The sequence below is a fragment of the Bradyrhizobium sp. USDA 3315 genome, from assembly GCF_054056795.1.
In genome coordinates this window covers 2,305,239-2,321,021 of the sequence record NZ_JBSRYP010000001.1, presented here as the reverse complement: position 1 = coordinate 2,321,021, position 15,783 = coordinate 2,305,239, and the positions used below count along the sequence as shown (strand labels likewise).

Sequence of the window (15,783 nt, the reverse complement as noted above, 5' to 3'; positions counted from 1 at the left end):
AACATCCAGTGAATCCCGCCCCTCCCCAATCACGATTCCGACTCCTCCCACCCCACCCAGGAATAACCCATCCCCCACTTCGCTCGCGTCATGACGGGCGCGTGCGAACGCGCGTCCGGCGATAACAAGAACAAGCAGGACGGGTTTGATGACGGGTTTGGATGGGACGCACGCGGCGGCGTCGGTGGTGGCGCTGCATTGCTCGCTGGGGTCGGGACGGCAATGGACGAAGCTTGCGGCCGCGCTCGGCGGCGACCGGTTCATGGCGCCGGATATTTCCGGCTATGGCGTTGCGGCCTGCGGGCGCGACTGGCCGCGGACGCTGGACGGCGAGATCGCGCGGCTCGAGCCCTGGCTCGCCAGGGCCGACGGGCCGATCCATCTGATCGGGCATTCCTATGGCGGGGCGATCGCGTTTCGGCTGGCGACCGCCTCGCCTTATGCGCAGCACATTCGCAGCCTGACGCTGATCGAGCCGGTGTTACCCACGCTCCTGCGTGATGGATCATCACGCAAGAGCGTTCTCTTTGAGCATGATCTTGTCGGAAAACCGCTTCACACTTTTCCGGATCATGCTGTGCGAGACACGCCCGCCGATGCGCGGCTGTACGATCGCTTCGCGCGGATCGCGCAGATCGTCTCGAAGGATATTGTCGACGGCGCCGTGATGGAGGCGGTCGAGGCGTTCACCGCGTTCTGGGCCGGCTCCGGGCCGCGCGAGCAATTCTCGCCGAGCGGGCGGCTGCGGATGATCGAGCAGGCCGACAAGCTGCCTTACGATTTCAGCGCCGCGCTCGACCTTGACGCCGTGGCGGAAGCCGCGCGTGGCTTGAAGGTGCCGGCGCTGCTGATGTCGGGCGGGCTGTCGCCCTATGTGACGCAGCGCATTGTCGCAAAACTCGCCGCGCTGATCGACGGCGCCGAGCTGCGGCATCTGCCGGGTGCCGGCCACATGCCGCCGGTGACGCATGCCGATCGGGTCAACCCGGAGATCCTGCGGCACATCTGGCGCGCCCAGGAGCTGAGGAATTTGGAGCTGGCGAAGCTGGAGCTGGCGGCGAATGCGGGACCGGCCGAGGCAGCGCAGCCGGCTGGCTCGGCCAGGCGGCATCTGGTATTCAGGAGGCCCTCTTTTTGGGAATAGTTTGCCGATGATTTTGCCTCGCACGCGCGCCTCAGCCCTTGCCGCCTCCGCGCTGCTTCTGCTCGCGGCCTCTCCCGCGCGTGCGGCGGGCGAAGCCGACGCCGTGCCGAAGGGCGCGGCGGTGACGGTGCTGAAGGCCTCGAAATTCTGCTTCGGCAATATCGTCGAGGTTTCGGGCATCGTGCTGCCGCGCGACGAGCAGCAGATCCGGCCCGAGCGTTTTGGCTTGAAGGTGGCGGAGGTGATGGTCGATCCCGGCGACACCGTCACCGCAGGGCAAGTGCTGGCGAAGCTGACCGACGGCGCCAACTCGGTCAACGTCACGTCGCCCGTGGCGGGCACGATCTCGGCGTCGTCGGCGATCATAGGCAGCCCGGCCTCGGGCAAGGACGCGCTGTTCTCGATCATCGCCAAGAGTGAGTATGACCTGGTCGGCATGGTGCCGACCCGCGACATCGCCAAGCTGAAGACCGAGCAGACGGCGCAGCTCAAGGTCCTCGGCGCCGGCGATCTCGACGGCAAGGTGCGGCGGATCGCGCCGACGGTCGAGCCGAACAGCCAGCTCGGCCAGGTGTTCATCGGCATCGGCGCGAACAAGCGGCTGCTGGTGAATTCGTCCGGCCGCGCCCAGATCAAGACCGGACAGAGCTGCGGCGTCGCGGTGCCGCTGACCGCGATCCTCTATTCCACCGCCGGCACCGTGGTGCAGGTGGTGCGCGGCGGCCGCGTCGAGACGCGGCGGGTCGAGACCGGATTGATGTCGGCCGGCCAGGTCGAGATCCGCGACGGCATCCAGGAAGGCGACATCGTCGTCGCCCGCGCCGGCGCGCTGCTGCGCGAGGGCGATCCGGTGCGGCCGGTGAGCGCCAGCGCGGATGCGAAGTAGGCGGCGCTCCATCTACAGCGTCGTCCCGGGCAAGCCAACGGGTCGGCGCAAAGCGCCGCCCGATGACAGGCTCCGCGCGACCCGGGACCCATAACCACCAATGTGAATTGTCTGAAGAGCTGTCGCCACAGCGCGCTTCAACAATGCGGCCCTGTGGTTATGGGTCCCGGCTTTCGCCGGGACGACGTGTGGATAGAGCAAAGGAAGCTCAGCCGCCGAGCTTGATGTCTTCCAGCAGCGAGGACGACACGCTCGGCACCTGCTCGCCTTCGCTCGCGCGCGAGATCGCGACGCGGGTCTTGTTGAAGGCGCTTTCGGCGCCGGCCTGGGCGTTGAGGTTGTTGAGCAGCTCGGAGACCAGCACGCTGTTCGGCGCCTTGCTGTCGTCGGCGACCTTGCCCGGCGTCGCCGAGCTCAGCACGATGGTGTTCTCCGGCGGGCTGATCGGGGCGAGACCGTGCGAGAACGCCCGGAAGCGGCGCTCATAGGGATTGCGGCGCGAGGCGTCGAGCACGACGAGCTTGGCCTTGGCGCCGCGCTCCTTCATCGCATCGAGCACGGACTCGACGCTGACGCCGGTGCGCTTGACGTCGGCTTCCTTCCAGATCGTGGCATCGACCGGGATCATGTAGCTCTCGCGGCCGACCTGCACGCCGTAGCCGCCGAAGAACAGCATCACGACGGTGTCGGGGCGGATCTTGGCCTTCATGCGCTCGACCGCGCGGAACATGTCGTCCTTGGTCGCATCCTCGACCACGTCGACGTCAAAGCCCTCGCGGCGCAGCGCCGACGACAGGGTGCGGGCATCGTTGATCGGCTGGGCCAGCGGCGCCGCGGCGTCCGGATAATGGCCGTTGCCGATGATCAGCGCGAGGCGGGACGTGCCTGCCGGAATGCTGCCGGTCAGCTCGGTGGGGGCGACCTTGTCGCCACCCTTGGCGACATCGAGGGTGCGCTTGTTGAGCGCGGCATGGGCGCCAATCGCCAGCGACACCGTGCCGGCCACCGCCACGCAGACGGCGATGGTGCGGCGGGAAATGCGAAGCTGCCTAAGGTCCATAGCGTTCCTAAGTCCCAATTCTTATCCCGATGGCGCTCAAGCGAAGATCGCGCCAGTTAGTCGCGTCAAAGACGTTCAGGTTTAATGGGGTTGAGGTGTGTGTGCCGTTGAATTGAACTCAATTTGCGGCGCCGCAACAAACGCTCCTTTAACCCGGACGGCCGCTCGGGGCAACCCGAATTGCCGCATGCTGCCGCCCGGCAGAGGCCATTGACGCCGTTAAGATCCCGTTACGTGACCTCAGTCACATTTGTGTTTTGTGGCGATTCATGTAGCTTTCCAAGGGCTTGCGAGTTTGGGGCAGAGCGACAGGAAACTCCGTCGGGCGGCGGCGTTAACCGGTTCCTCGGGAAAGGGGATTGTTTGAGCTTCTTGGGCCTTCACGAGATCGCAGGCGCAGTGTGCCGGTCGCTGACCGCCCAAAAGGACGGCCCGTCGCTGTACGAGGTCTGCGACCCCGTGCTGCAGGCCTATCGCGGCGGCGATGCCCATCTCGGAAAATTCTACCGGACGGCGCTCGGCAATCCGCCGCTGCGCGCGCTGCTCCGCCGCACCGGCCTGCCCGCGCTCAACGATCCCGACCGCCTTGCCGGCCTGCGCGCGGCGCTCACCGCGGCGCGCGACGTCGCGGCGCCGGACTGGGCCGCGATCGGCACACCCGTCGCAGCATTGATGGACGGTATCGGCGTGCGCCATCCGGCACCGCCCGCCGCGACCGCACCTAGCCGCCCGCCAGAGATCGCCGAGATCGACCGCGTGATCCGCCTGACCGGCGCGCATCTGTTGCGCTCGTTCGGCAGGAACGGCTTCATCCCGACCTATGCCGCCTTCAACCTGATCGGCGACCCTGACGTCGGCGGACGCGAGTTGCTGATGGCGCTGACCGGGCTGAACGCGCGCGGCTACAAGAACTCGACCCTGCTGTTCAATCTGGCGCGGATCTTCATCGCGCATTCGCCGGCGCGCGCGCTGATCAACCCGGCCTGGCGCGGCATCGCCGAGCCGATGTGGGAGCCGGTGCAGATCCGCCACCGCTCGGCCTATTACGACGCCTTCTTCACCGAGGCGCTGCTCGGCTTCGTCGAGACCGGGCTCGCCTCGCCGGACGAAGCTGTTACCGCGCGGCGCGCGATCGCCGACATGGTGGATTTCTGCCTCAAGACCAGCGCCGAGGAGGTGCCGTCGCATGACGGCTCGACGGTGAAGGTCATCACCGCGCTGGCGCCGGGCCCGCATCCGCGCTTCTCGCGCTTCTTCGCCCAGATCAAGCAGGATCTCGGCTTCGGCATCTATGTGCCGGACTGCGACACCACGGCGTGCTCGTTCTCGGCCGCGACCCAGGCCGGCTCCGACGATCCGATCCTGCAGCAGCCGCTGCTCGACTTCTACCGCGGCTACCAGGTGCGATCGGGCGCCAACGAGCCGCGCGTCACCGTGCCGCTCAACGACAACATCGATTACGAGGGCGGCGTCGTCACCTGGATCGACAATCTCGCCGGCGAGCGGCCCTATGGCAACGACCTCGATCCGACGCTGAACCTCGACATCCTCGAGGTCTCGTTCCGCAACCTCGCCCGCTGGCAGATCATCGAGACGCCGCAGCGGCTGGAGACCGTGCATCGCATCATCGCCTTCCAGAAGAATCTGGTCGAAAGCGGCGCGTTCAAAAATCCGCGCTCGCACATTTATTATCTGCCCGAGCTCTATTCGGCCTATTTCGGCCGCTGCTATGCCGCCTTCGTCGCGCTGCCGCTGGCGGCGCAGCGCATCATCGATCCCGGCAACGTGTTCGCGCTGATCCGCGCCCGCGTGCTCGGCTATGTCACGCACGAGCTGATCGCCCACGAGATGAACCCGTTCGACGCCGCGCTGGCGCTGATGGCGCTGGCGCATCTCGGCGCCGAGGTCTCGACCTTCACGCCGGCGCTGCACTGCATCGTGCAGGGCCTCGGCGAGGGCGGCCGCAAGGGGCCCTACCGGGCCTATGAGTGGAATAAGATGAAGACGCCGACCCGCATCCTGGTCGGCGGGCCGGAGGTGACGTCGGCGTTCGTGCTGATGGCGCTGGCGCTGGCGAAGCGACGAATGGCCGCGGTGTTGTAGCCCGGATGGAGCGCAGCGAAATCCGGGGACTGCCGACGCAGACGCACCTTCCCGGATTGCGCTTCGCTTCATCCGGGCTACGGGACTTCGGAAGACGAACGGCGCATTGATAGCCGGATGACGCGAAGTTGAAACTGGCAGAAACGCAACAGCACTGGCACGGTTGCCCAATTGCCCGCACAATCGTTGGGCACTGACCTCTGCACGCTAAAAGCCATCTGAACGATAAGAACCTGGCCGGGAACGCCGATGTTCAAGACGCTGCTCACCGCGGGCCTGCTGCTCTCGCTGCCGACGCTGGCTGTCGCCGCCGACATCACCGGCGTGCCGAAGATCCGCGACGGCGACCAGCTCATGATCGGCAGCGTCCGCATCCGGCTCGCAGGCATCGACGCGCCGTCGACCGACCAGCTCTGCCTCAACACCAAGGGCGAGCGCTGGACCTGCGGTGTCGCGGCGCGCGACGAGCTGATCAAGCATGCCGGCAACAAGACCTGGACCTGCCACGCCCGCTCGGTCGATCGTCGCGGCCGCACCATCGCGCGCTGCGAGGTCGACGGCGAGGACATCCAGAAATGGCTGGTCGCGAGCGGCTGGGCGCTGGCCTATACCCGCGCCTCGCATGACTACGAAGCCGACGAGAAGGCCGCGCGTGAGGCAAAAGCCGGGATGTGGCAGGGCGCCTTCATCGCGCCCTGGGACTGGCGGGTGCGCAACAAGAAGACCACCGTGCTCGGCGCGATGAAGCCGCCGGATGGCGCCAACGCGATCCTGCTCGCCTCGGCCTCCGGCCCGGTGGCGCCCTCGCCCGACTGCACCATCAAGGGCAACGTCAACCGCTCCGGCGAATGCATCTTTCACCAGCGGACCAGCCGCTGGTACGCCAAGATCGAAATGAAGATCAGCAAGGGCACGCGCTGGTTCTGCTCGGTCGAGGAAGCCGAAGCCGCCGGCTGCCGCGAGACGCGGCGCTAGTCGGAAGTGCGATTGAGTTGTAGCCTCATCGGCACCGCTTGCGACGCTCTTTATGAGGAGAAAGCCCCCACCCGGATTGCATCTTCGATGCAATCCGACCTAAGAGCGAGCTTCGCTCGTCTCGACCCCCGCAAGCGGGAGAGGTGAAGGACCACGGCATGACCGATGTCGAGATCGATCCGCCTTCCGTGCGCCGGCGCAGCCGCCTCAGGCAAGCGCAGATGGCATTGCTGCTCGTCCTGGCGATCTACCTGATCGCGGCCTATCTGCTGCTGCCGGCGCTGTGGACACACTACGAACATCAGAAGGGCCTCGCCAATCTGCCGATGGTGACGCGCACCGCGCAGGGCATTCCCGGCGATCCGATGAATGTCGGGCTGATCGGCGACAAGAGGGACGTGGTCTGCGCGATGCACGAGGCCGGCTGGTTTCCGGCCGATCCGGTGACGCTGAAATCCTCGATCGAGATCGTGGGCAGCGTGCTGCTCGATCGTCCCTACAAGGATGCGCCGGTGAGCAACCTGTTCTATCTCGACCGCCGCGAGGATCTCGCCTTTGAGCGCCCGGTCGGATCGAGCGCGGACCGCCGCAACCATGTGCGGTTCTGGAAGGTGCTCGATCAGGGCGAGGAGAAGCGCCCGGTGTGGCTGGGCGCCGCGACGCTCGACCGCAGCGTCGGCGTCAGCCACTACACCGGCGCGGTGACGCATCACATCGCGGCCGACCTCGACGCCGAACGCGCGCTGCTCGCCACTGACCTCGAGTCCGCCGGTATGGTCACCGCGAAATATCAGGTCACCGGCATCGGCCCGACCTTCAACGGCCGCAACGGCGGCGGCGATCCCTATTACACCGACGGCGAAATCTGGGTGCTGCGGCTGGTCGAGGCCTGCCGCAAGAACCACGGCACCGTCGAGCAGCTCCCGAGCCCCGCCGCGACCGAATTCAAGGACCAGGTCTGGCGCGCGGTCGTCGAATCGATCGGCAAATAGCATCGTGTCCCGCGGTTTTGGAAACGCTGGATTGCTTCGTCCTGCTCGCAATCGTAGCCGCGATGGAATAGTCTTCGCGCTTGACCCCTCACACGCATGATTTGCGCGCTTTATCCAAAAGGAACAGGACGATGACCGTTCGCGCGGGCCGGGAATTTCTGGCCATCCCCGGGCCCACCACGATGCCCGATCAGGTGCTGCAGGCAATGCACCGCCCGGCGCTCGACATCTACTCCAACGAGATGGTCGAACTGACTGACAGCCTGCTGCGCGACCTCTCGAGGCTGTTCGCCACCCAGGGCAAGTCCTACATCTACATCTCCAACGGCCACGGCGCGTGGGAGGCGACGCTCTCCAACGTGCTGTCGCGCGGCGACAAGGTGCTGGTGCTCGAGAGCGGGCGCTTCGCGATCGGCTGGGGCCAGGCTGCGGCCGCGATGGGCGCCGAGGTCGAGGTGCTGAAGGGCGACTGGCGCCGCGCGATCCGCCCGGCCGAGGTCGAGGAGCGGCTGCGGCGCGACAAGGAGCACACGATCAAGGCGATCCTCGTGGTGCAGGTCGACACCGCGTCCGGCGCCTATAACGACATCGAGGCGATCGGCAGGGCAATCAAGGCCGCCGGCCATCCTGCATTGTTCATGGTCGACACCGTGGCTTCGCTCGGCTGCATGCCGTTCGAGATGGACAAATGGTATGTCGACGTCGCGATGTCGGGCTCGCAGAAGGGCCTGATGACGCCGCCCGGCCTCGGCTTCGTCGCCGCCAATGACCGCGCTTGGGACGCCCACAAGAAAGCCGATCTGCGCACGCCCTATTGGGATTGGACCGAGCGCGAGGGCAGCGAGCACTACCGCAAATATGCCGGCACCGCGCCGGTGCATCTGCTGTTCGCGCTACGCGAGGCGATCAACATGCTGCACGCCGAAGGCCTGGAGAATGCGCATCTGCGGCATCGCCTGCTCGGCGAAGCCGTGCGCCGCGCGGTCGCGGTCTGGGGCGAAGGACAGGTGCTCGGCTTCAACATCACTGAGCCCGCCGAGCGTTCCAACACCGTGACGACGGTGACCGTGAAGGGCGCCGACCCCGCCGCGATCCAGCGCTACGCCAAGGAGAAATGCGGCGTGGTGCTCGGCACCGGCATCGGCGATTTGCAGGGCCAGGCCTTCCGTATCGCGCATATGGGCCACGTCAACGCCCCGATGATCCTCGGCACCCTCGGCGTCGTCGAGGTGGCGCTGACAGCGCTGAACATCCCGCACGGCAAGGCCGGCGCCGACGCCGCCATCCAGTGGCTCGGCGAGAGCGTGAAGGCGTAGCTTGAGCCGGTCTGAGGCTTTAACCCGTCATCCTGAGGAGCCCGCCAAAGGCGGGCGTCTCGAAGGATCGACGGCCACGCTCCCGCCGCGAGCGAATCGGAGTGCGCGGAAGTGGCCGGGCCGTGCATCCTTCGAGGCTCGCTCCGCTCGCACCTCAGGATGACGGGATAGGCGTCCGCGGGATCAGAGATAGACGCTCATCCTATTGACCGTGGCGATGATTGCACCATGATGCCCTCGCGCGGTCTGCATGGATTATCGCATGGGCATCTACGTCTACATGCTTCGCTGCACCGACGAGTCCTTCTACGTCGGCAGTGCCACGGGCGACGATCTCGCGCCGCGCATCGAACAACACGATACGGGTGCTTTCCCAGGCTACACTCATAATCGCCGACCGGTCGTCCTCGTCTGGTCGGAGTATTTCGAGCGCATCACCGATGGCACCGCGGCCAAGCGGCAGATCAAGGGCTGGAGTCGGGCGAAGAAGGAAGCATTGATTCGGCTGGATTGGGCCACGATCAGCCGACTGGCTCATCGACGCAGAACGACCCGTTCCCCGTCATCCTGAGGAGGCCGCGGAGCGGCCGTCTCGAAGGATCGGCGGCCACGCCCCCGCCGCGAGAGAATCGGAGCACGCCGAGAGATCCGGGCCGTGCATCCTTCGAGACGCGCGCAAGAGCGCGCTCCTCAGAATGACGGAAGAGTGGTCGGGGAATGACGCAACGAAAAGGTGCCACGACTTTTTGACGGGGCACGAGCACTTTCCGTCGTCATCATTTTCCGCTTTACTGCCGGCAACAGCCGGGCACGGATCCCTGCGACACAACAAAATGGAGGGACCGCTTGGCATCGGTGGAATTGCGCGGCCTGGTCAAGCGGTTTGGATCGTTTGTCGCGGTTGATGATGTTTCGCTCACGATCGATCATGGCCAGTTGGTCTGCCTGCTCGGGCCGTCCGGCTGCGGCAAGACCACCACGCTGCGGCTGATCGCCGGGTTCCTCGAACCATCCGACGGCGAGATCCGCGTCGGCGAGCGCGTGGTGTCATCGAAGGCGCGCACGCTACCGCCCGAGCAGCGCAACATGTCGATGATCTTCCAGAGCTACGCGCTGTGGCCGCATATGACGGTGGCGGAGAACATCGTCTACGGCCTGCGCTTGCGCAAAATGGATCGCGACACAATCGCCAAGAAGCTCGCCGCGATCCTGGCCACCACCAAGCTGGAACCACTGGCGCAGCGCTATCCGGGCGAGCTCTCCGGCGGCCAGCAGCAACGCGTCGCGCTGGCGCGCGCGCTGATCGTCGGCCCCGAGACGCTGCTGCTCGACGAGCCGCTGTCGAATCTCGACGCCAATCTGCGCGAGGAGATGCGATTCGAGATCCGCCGCCTGCACGACGAATATCGCTACACCACCGTCTACGTCACCCACGACCAGTCCGAGGCGATGACGACAGCCGACCTGATCGCGGTGATGAATGCCGGCAAGATCGACCAGCTCGGCGCGCCTGAGGACATCTATGCGCGGCCGGAATCCGAATTCGTCGCGCGCTTCATCGGCGCCGCCAATGTGATCAAGGGCACCGCGCGCGATGCGAACCACGTGGAGTTCGCCGGCGCAACGCTCCAGGTGGTCGGCACCACGCTGACGGCCGGCCAGAGTGCGCCGGTCGCGATCCGCCAGCACGAGATCCAGCTCGCGACGCAACCGCCCGCGGCGGCGCAGAACACGCTCAAGGCCATCGTGACCCGGCAGGTCTATCTCGGCATGAACCGCGACTACATGGTGGAGACCGCTGACGGCACGGCGCTGCGGGTGACCACGCCGACCGAAACCGCAGTCGAGAAGGGCAGCGAGGTCTGGCTGACCTTGCCGCCCGCGCGCTGCCGGGCGCTGAGCCGATAATAACAAGAAACGGAGCGAGCCGATGCGGAAGCCGATTTCCAGACGCGATGTCCTGAGAGGCTCTGCGGCGCTTGCGGTCGGCACGGTGTTCGCGTCACCGGCACGCGCTGCCGCGCCCGAGCCGGTCGCAATCACGCCCGATCTCGTCGCCGCCGCGACCAAGGAAGGCAAGCTCGTGTTCTATTCGTCGATGGACCTGCCGGTCGGCGAAAAGCTCGGCAAGGCGTTCGAGGCCGCCTATCCCGGCATCACCGTGCAGATCGAGCGCTCAGGCTCGGAGCGGCTGTTCCAGCGCGTGGCGCAGGAGTTCGATTCCAATATCCACGCCGCCGACGTCGTCAACAGCGCCGATGCCTCGCATTTCATCCCCTGGAAGAAGAGCGGCTGGCTGATGCCGTTCGTGCCCGAGGACGTCGCGAAGCATTTTCCCGACAACTATCGCGACCCCGACGGCATGGCCGTGACCACGCGGCTGTGGCTGTCGTCGATCGCCTACAACACCAATCTGGTGAAGGCGGAGGACGCGCCGAAGAGCTTTGCCGACCTGCTCGATCCCAAGTGGATGGGCAAGATAGTGAAGGGCCATCCGGCCTATAGCGGCACCATCATGACCACCACGTTCCAGATCGTGCGCGAGCTCGGCTGGCCGTATCTGGAGAAGCTTGCGAAGCAGCGCGTGATGCAGGTGCAGTCCTCGACCGATCCGCCGAAGAAGCTCTCGCTCGGCGAGCGCGCCGTGATGGCCGACGGCAATGAATATGGCATCGTGCTCCTGAAGGAAGCTGGGCAACCGGTCGAGCCGGTCTATCCGACCGAAGGCACGCCGACGATCTCGGGTCCCACAGGCATCTTCGCCGATGCGCCACATCCGAACGCCGCAAAGCTGTTCCAAGCTTGGCTGCACACCCGCGCGACCCAGCAATTCTTCGTCGACTTCACCGGCCAATATTCGCTGCACGCCCAGGTGCAGCCGAAGGCCGGCCGGCGCAAGCTTTCCGACATCAAGCTGATGAAAGAGGACCCGGTCGGAGTGGAAGCGATGACCGAAGAGATCAAGACGCGCTATGCGCGGCTGTTTCGAGTGTGAGCGATGAAGGTCGCGGCGCACGCTTTTTTGCCTCGCCCCGCTTGCGGGGAGAGGCCGACGCGCATCACAAGATGCGCGGCGGGTGAGGGGGACTCTCCGCGCATCCTGTATCCGCGGAAGCGGCCCCTCACCCCACCCCTCCAAGAGCGAGCTTCGCTCGTCTCGACCCCGCAAGAGCGGGGCGAGGGAGCTGAGACAGTTCACCGCGGGTCAACATGACAACAACAACCACCTCCCCCGCCTCCAAACCCCGCATCGACTGGACGCGGCCGGTGCTGTGGCTGTTCGCAGCCGTGCTCATCCTGCTGATCCTGCTGCCGCTGTCGTGGCTTGCGGTGTTCGCCTTCACCGACAAGAGCCGGCATCCGACGCTGCAAAACTTCGTCACGCTGTTCAGCAATCCGGATTTCCTCGATCCGCTGCTGACGACCGCGATCATCGCGACCACGTCGGCGCTGATCTGCTGCATCGTCGCGGCGCCGATCAGCTGGCTGGTGTCGCGCACCGACATGCCGGGACGGCAGACCATCCGCGCGCTGGTGACGGCCTCGTTCGTGACGCCGCCGTTTCTCGGCGCGGTCGCCTGGGAACTGCTGGCTGCGCCGAATTCCGGGCTGTTGAACCAGCTCTACCGGCTGTTCGCGGGCGAAGATGCCGACGCGCTGTTCAACATCTATTCGATGACCGGGATCATCTTCGTGATCTCCTGCTACACGTTCCCATTCGTGTTCGTGCTGGTGGCCAATGCGCTCGACACCATGCCGGGCGAGCTGGAAGATGCCTCCGCGATCCTCGGCGGCAATGCCTGGACCACCGCGCGGCGGGTGACGATCCCGCTCGCGCTGCCCGCGCTGGTCGCGGGCGCGCTGATCGCGTTCCTGCAGGCGATGACGCTGTTCGGCTCGCCCGCGATCCTGGCGCTGCCGGCCGGCTTCCACACCATGACCACCAAGATCTGGAGCCTGTTCCAGTACCCGCCGAAGCTCGAGCTCGCGGCCGCCGCCGCGGTGCCGCTGCTGGTGCTGACCATCCTGCTGCTGCAAGGCCAGAAGGCACTGCTCGGCCGCCGCGGCTATTCGGTGATCGGCGGCAAATATGGCGCGCCGCGCCGGGTGGAATTGCGCGGCTGGCGCTGGGCGGCGCTCGGCTTCTGCCTCCTGGTGCTGCTCAACCCGGTATTCCTGCCGTACCTCGCGCTGCTCAACGCCGCGTTCTCGCCGAACGCGACCACGCTGGTGACGCCGTCGACAGCGACGCTGCACAACATCGTCTTCGTGTTCACCGAGCTGTCGTCGACCCAGCTCGCGCTCAAGAACACCGTGATCCTCGGCACCGCGACCGCGACGATCGGCACCATCCTCGCGCTCGTCATCGCCTATGTCACGACGCGCAAGGTGATCGCGGGCCACCGCGTGCTCGGCTTCCTCGCCACCGCGCCGGTCGCGGTCCCCGGCATCGTGCTCGGCGTCGGCCTGTTCCTGAGCTACACGCGGCCACCCTTCGTGCTTTACGGCACGCTGTGGATCCTGCTGCTGGCGTTCCTCACCATCAATTTGCCCTCGGCCTATCAGCAATTGCAGGCGGCGTTCGCGACCATCCATCCCGAGCTCGAGGAGGCGAGCCGCATCCTCGGCGCGACCCGGCTGCAGGCGCTGCGCCAGATCACCGCGCCCTTGCTGCGCACCGGCGTGATCGCGACCTGGTGCTTCATCTTCATCGGCGTGATGCGGGAACTGTCGGCGGCGATCGTGCTGTTCACGTCGCAGACCAAGGTGCTCTCGGTCCTGATCTACGATCTCAACGAAGGCGGCGACCTTGCCGCGATCGCGGTGCTCGGCATCGCGATGCTGGTGATCACCTTCGCCGTGGTGCTGGCGGTGAACCGGATCCCGATGTCCGGCGGCAATGCGGGGGCCAGGCTGCGGAACGGGTAGTTCGCTCTGTCCCCACGGTCATTGCGAGCGAAGCGAAGCAATCCATTGGTCCGCATACGCGGAGCCATGGATTGCGTCGCCGCTTCGCTCCTCGCAATGACGGGGATAGTGGGGACGTCCAATCACCCGCCCATCTGGCAATCGCCACATTCATCCCGATATAGAGCGGAACCCCGCACCATGAGGATCGTGTGACCAAATCCGCCACCACAACATCGCCCCCGGTCGCGCCGCGCCGGCCGCATTCCTTCACCACCCACGGCATCACGGTGACCGACGACTATGCGTGGATCAAGGATCCCGAAATGGCAGGAGGTGCTGCGCGATCCCTCGATCCTCGATCCCGATATCCGGACCTATCTTGAGGCCGAGAACGGCTACACCGAGAGCCTGCTCGGCCATACCGACGCGTTGCAGAAGCGGCTGGTCAAGGAGATGCGCGGGCGGATCAAGGAGGATGATTCCAGCGTGCCGTCGCCGGACGGCCCGTTCGCCTATTTCCGCAAGTTCCGCGAGGGCGGCCAGCACGAGCTGTACTGCCGCACGCTGCGCGACGGCGGCGACGCCCATGTCGTGCTCGACGGCGACGCGCTGGCGAAGGACCACAAATATTTCAAGTTCGGCGGCAGCCGGCATTCCAACGATCACCGCCTGCACGCCTGGAGTGCCGACACCAAGGGCTCCGAATATTTCTCGATCCGGGTGCGCGACTGGGCCACCGGCGGCGATCTCGACGACCTCGTCGAGGAGACCGACGGCGGCGTGGTCTGGGCCGCGGATTCCAGGAGCTTCTTCTACGTCAAGCTCGACGACAATCACCGGCCGATGCAGGTGTGGCGGCACAAGCTCGGCACCAAACAGGCCGACGACACCCTGATCTATGAGGAGCAGGATCCCGGCTGGTTCACCCACCTGCACGAGAGCGCGAGCGGCCGCTTCTGCGTGATCGCGGGCGGCGACCATGAGACCTCGGAACAACGGCTGATCGATCTTTCCAATCCCGACGCGCCGCCGCGGCTGGTCGCGGCACGCGAGGAAGGCGTGCAATATTCGATCGCCGACCGCGGCGGCGAGCTGTTCATCCTGACCAATGCCGACGATGCCATCGACTTCAAGGTCGTCACCGCGCCGCTCGCCGCGCCCGAACGCAGCAACTGGCGCGACCTGATCCCGTATCGCGAAGGCGTCTATGTGCTCGATATCGAGCTCTACGCCGGCCACATGGTGCGGCTGGAGCGCGCCAATGCGCTGCCGGCGATCATCATCCGCGACCTCAACAGCGGCGAGGAGCACGCGATCGCCTTCGACGAGGCGGCCTATTCGCTCGACACCATGGGCGGCTACGAGTTCGACACCACCAACTTGCGTTTTGCCTATTCGTCGATGACGACGCCGTCGGAAGTCTATGACTACGACATGGCGACACGGACGCGGAGCTTACGCAAGCGCCAGGAGATTCCGTCCGGCCACAACCCGGCCGACTACGTCACCACCCGCATCATGGCGACCTCGCATGACGGCGCGCAGGTGCCGGTCTCGATCCTGCATCGCAAGGATTTCGTTCGCGACGGCAAGGCGCCGCTCTTGCTGTATGGCTACGGCTCCTACGGCATGGCGATGCCGGCGTCGTTTGCCGCCAACCGGCTCTCGCTGGTCGACCGCGGCTTCGTCTATGCGATCGCGCACATCCGCGGCGGCGCCGACAAGGGCTGGGGCTGGTATCTCGACGGCAAGCGCGAGAAAAAGACCAACACGTTCGACGATTTCGCCGCCGCCGGGCGCGCGCTGATCGAGGCGAAATATACCGATGAAAAGCGCATCGTCGGCCATGGCGGCTCGGCGGGCGGCATGCTGATGGGCGCGGTCGCCAACCGCGCCGGCGAGCTGTTCGCCAGCATCGTCGCCGAGGTGCCGTTCGTCGACGTGCTCAACACCATGCTCGACGACACGCTGCCGCTGACGCCGCCGGAATGGCCGGAATGGGGCAATCCGATCGAGAGCGAGAAGGATTTCCGCACCATCCTGTCCTATTCGCCCTACGACAATGTCGCGGCCAAGGACTATCCGGCGATCCTGGCGATGGGCGGGCTCACCGATCCGCGCGTCACCTATTGGGAGCCGGCGAAATGGATCGCGCGGCTGCGCGCCACCATGCGCGGCGGCGGCCCGGTGCTGCTGCGTACCAACATGGGCGCCGGCCACGGCGGCGCCTCCGGCCGCTTCAACCGCCTCGACGAGGTCGCGATCGTCTACGCGTTCGCGCTGTGGGCGGTCGGGATGGCTGAGAAGGCTGAGGTGTAACTTCTCCCTCGCCCCGCCCTTGCGGGGAGAGGGTGGGGGTGAGGGGCCGCCTCCGCAAACTCGGTGAAAATGAATTT

11 protein-coding genes and 1 pseudogene are annotated in these 15,783 nt (G+C 66.0%); 11 read left to right on the top strand and 1 reads right to left on the bottom strand.

The genetic code is table 11. The features are described from left to right. The first annotated feature begins 148 nt into the window (after positions 1–148). Together ACVIYL_RS10730 and ACVIYL_RS10725 are read left to right on the top strand one after the other, a co-directional pair. Entirely contained in the window at positions 149–1,144 is a 996-nt protein-coding gene (locus tag ACVIYL_RS10730) for an alpha/beta fold hydrolase (RefSeq protein WP_456778493.1), read from the top strand. 7 nt (positions 1,145–1,151) lie between these two features. Continuing rightward, on the top strand, positions 1,152–2,030 hold the full coding sequence (locus tag ACVIYL_RS10725) for an efflux RND transporter periplasmic adaptor subunit (protein ID WP_456778492.1): 879 nt from the start codon (positions 1,152–1,154) through the stop codon (positions 2,028–2,030). A gap of 208 nt (positions 2,031–2,238) precedes the next feature. Here ACVIYL_RS10725 and ACVIYL_RS10720 read toward each other — a convergent pair whose 3' ends face one another. Beyond that, positions 2,239–3,090 (bottom strand): caspase family protein, encoded by an 852-nt coding sequence (locus ACVIYL_RS10720; protein WP_253638342.1) that lies wholly within the window; start codon positions 3,088–3,090, stop codon positions 2,239–2,241. 372 nt (positions 3,091–3,462) lie between these two features. Between ACVIYL_RS10720 and ACVIYL_RS10715 the strand changes: the two genes are divergently transcribed. From ACVIYL_RS10715 to ACVIYL_RS10675, 9 genes and pseudogenes are all read left to right on the top strand, one after another. After that, a complete protein-coding gene (locus ACVIYL_RS10715; RefSeq protein ID WP_456781806.1) occupies positions 3,463–5,193 on the top strand; it encodes a hypothetical protein in 1,731 nt (576 codons plus the stop codon). A gap of 249 nt (positions 5,194–5,442) precedes the next feature. Next, positions 5,443–6,168, top strand: a complete 726-nt coding sequence (locus ACVIYL_RS10710; protein ID WP_456778491.1) for a thermonuclease family protein — start codon at positions 5,443–5,445, stop codon at positions 6,166–6,168. Positions 6,169–6,326: 158 nt separating this feature from the next. Then, positions 6,327–7,160, top strand: a complete 834-nt coding sequence (locus ACVIYL_RS10705; protein ID WP_456778490.1) for an LssY C-terminal domain-containing protein — start codon at positions 6,327–6,329, stop codon at positions 7,158–7,160. A gap of 131 nt (positions 7,161–7,291) precedes the next feature. Beyond that, positions 7,292–8,476, top strand: a complete 1,185-nt coding sequence (locus ACVIYL_RS10700) for a pyridoxal-phosphate-dependent aminotransferase family protein (RefSeq protein ID WP_456778489.1) — start codon at positions 7,292–7,294, stop codon at positions 8,474–8,476. Positions 8,477–8,738: 262 nt separating this feature from the next. Continuing rightward, entirely contained in the window at positions 8,739–9,047 is a 309-nt protein-coding gene (locus tag ACVIYL_RS10695; protein ID WP_456778488.1) for a GIY-YIG nuclease family protein, read from the top strand. A 284-nt stretch (positions 9,048–9,331) separates the two neighbouring features. Further along, positions 9,332–10,384: an ABC transporter ATP-binding protein gene (locus ACVIYL_RS10690; protein WP_310882791.1), complete on the top strand. Its 1,053-nt coding sequence runs from the start codon at positions 9,332–9,334 to the stop codon at positions 10,382–10,384. A gap of 22 nt (positions 10,385–10,406) precedes the next feature. Continuing rightward, the gene (locus tag ACVIYL_RS10685) at positions 10,407–11,471 is read left to right on the top strand and encodes an extracellular solute-binding protein (protein ID WP_456778487.1); all 1,065 of its coding nucleotides are present in this window, start codon (positions 10,407–10,409) and stop codon (positions 11,469–11,471) included. A 215-nt stretch (positions 11,472–11,686) separates the two neighbouring features. Continuing rightward, the gene (locus tag ACVIYL_RS10680) at positions 11,687–13,405 is read left to right on the top strand and encodes an ABC transporter permease (protein ID WP_456778486.1); all 1,719 of its coding nucleotides are present in this window, start codon (positions 11,687–11,689) and stop codon (positions 13,403–13,405) included. A 191-nt stretch (positions 13,406–13,596) separates the two neighbouring features. Then, a pseudogene (locus ACVIYL_RS10675) lies at positions 13,597–15,706 on the top strand (S9 family peptidase). Positions 15,707–15,783: the final 77 nt, after the last annotated feature.

Excerpts from the sequence above, each read along its gene's own strand:
- ACVIYL_RS10680 (WP_456778486.1), top strand. The coding sequence starts at position 11,687 with ATGACAACAACAACCACCTCCCCCGCCTCCAAACCCCGCATCGACTGG.
- ACVIYL_RS10720 (WP_253638342.1), bottom strand. The coding sequence starts at position 3,090 with ATGGACCTTAGGCAGCTTCGCATTTCCCGCCGCACCATCGCCGTCTGC.
- ACVIYL_RS10685 (WP_456778487.1), top strand. The coding sequence starts at position 10,407 with ATGCGGAAGCCGATTTCCAGACGCGATGTCCTGAGAGGCTCTGCGGCG.
- ACVIYL_RS10725 (WP_456778492.1), top strand. The coding sequence starts at position 1,152 with ATGATTTTGCCTCGCACGCGCGCCTCAGCCCTTGCCGCCTCCGCGCTG.
- ACVIYL_RS10700 (WP_456778489.1), top strand. The coding sequence starts at position 7,292 with ATGACCGTTCGCGCGGGCCGGGAATTTCTGGCCATCCCCGGGCCCACC.
- ACVIYL_RS10695 (WP_456778488.1), top strand. The coding sequence starts at position 8,739 with ATGGGCATCTACGTCTACATGCTTCGCTGCACCGACGAGTCCTTCTAC.
- ACVIYL_RS10730 (WP_456778493.1), top strand. The coding sequence starts at position 149 with ATGACGGGTTTGGATGGGACGCACGCGGCGGCGTCGGTGGTGGCGCTG.
- ACVIYL_RS10705 (WP_456778490.1), top strand. The coding sequence starts at position 6,327 with ATGACCGATGTCGAGATCGATCCGCCTTCCGTGCGCCGGCGCAGCCGC.
- ACVIYL_RS10710 (WP_456778491.1), top strand. The coding sequence starts at position 5,443 with ATGTTCAAGACGCTGCTCACCGCGGGCCTGCTGCTCTCGCTGCCGACG.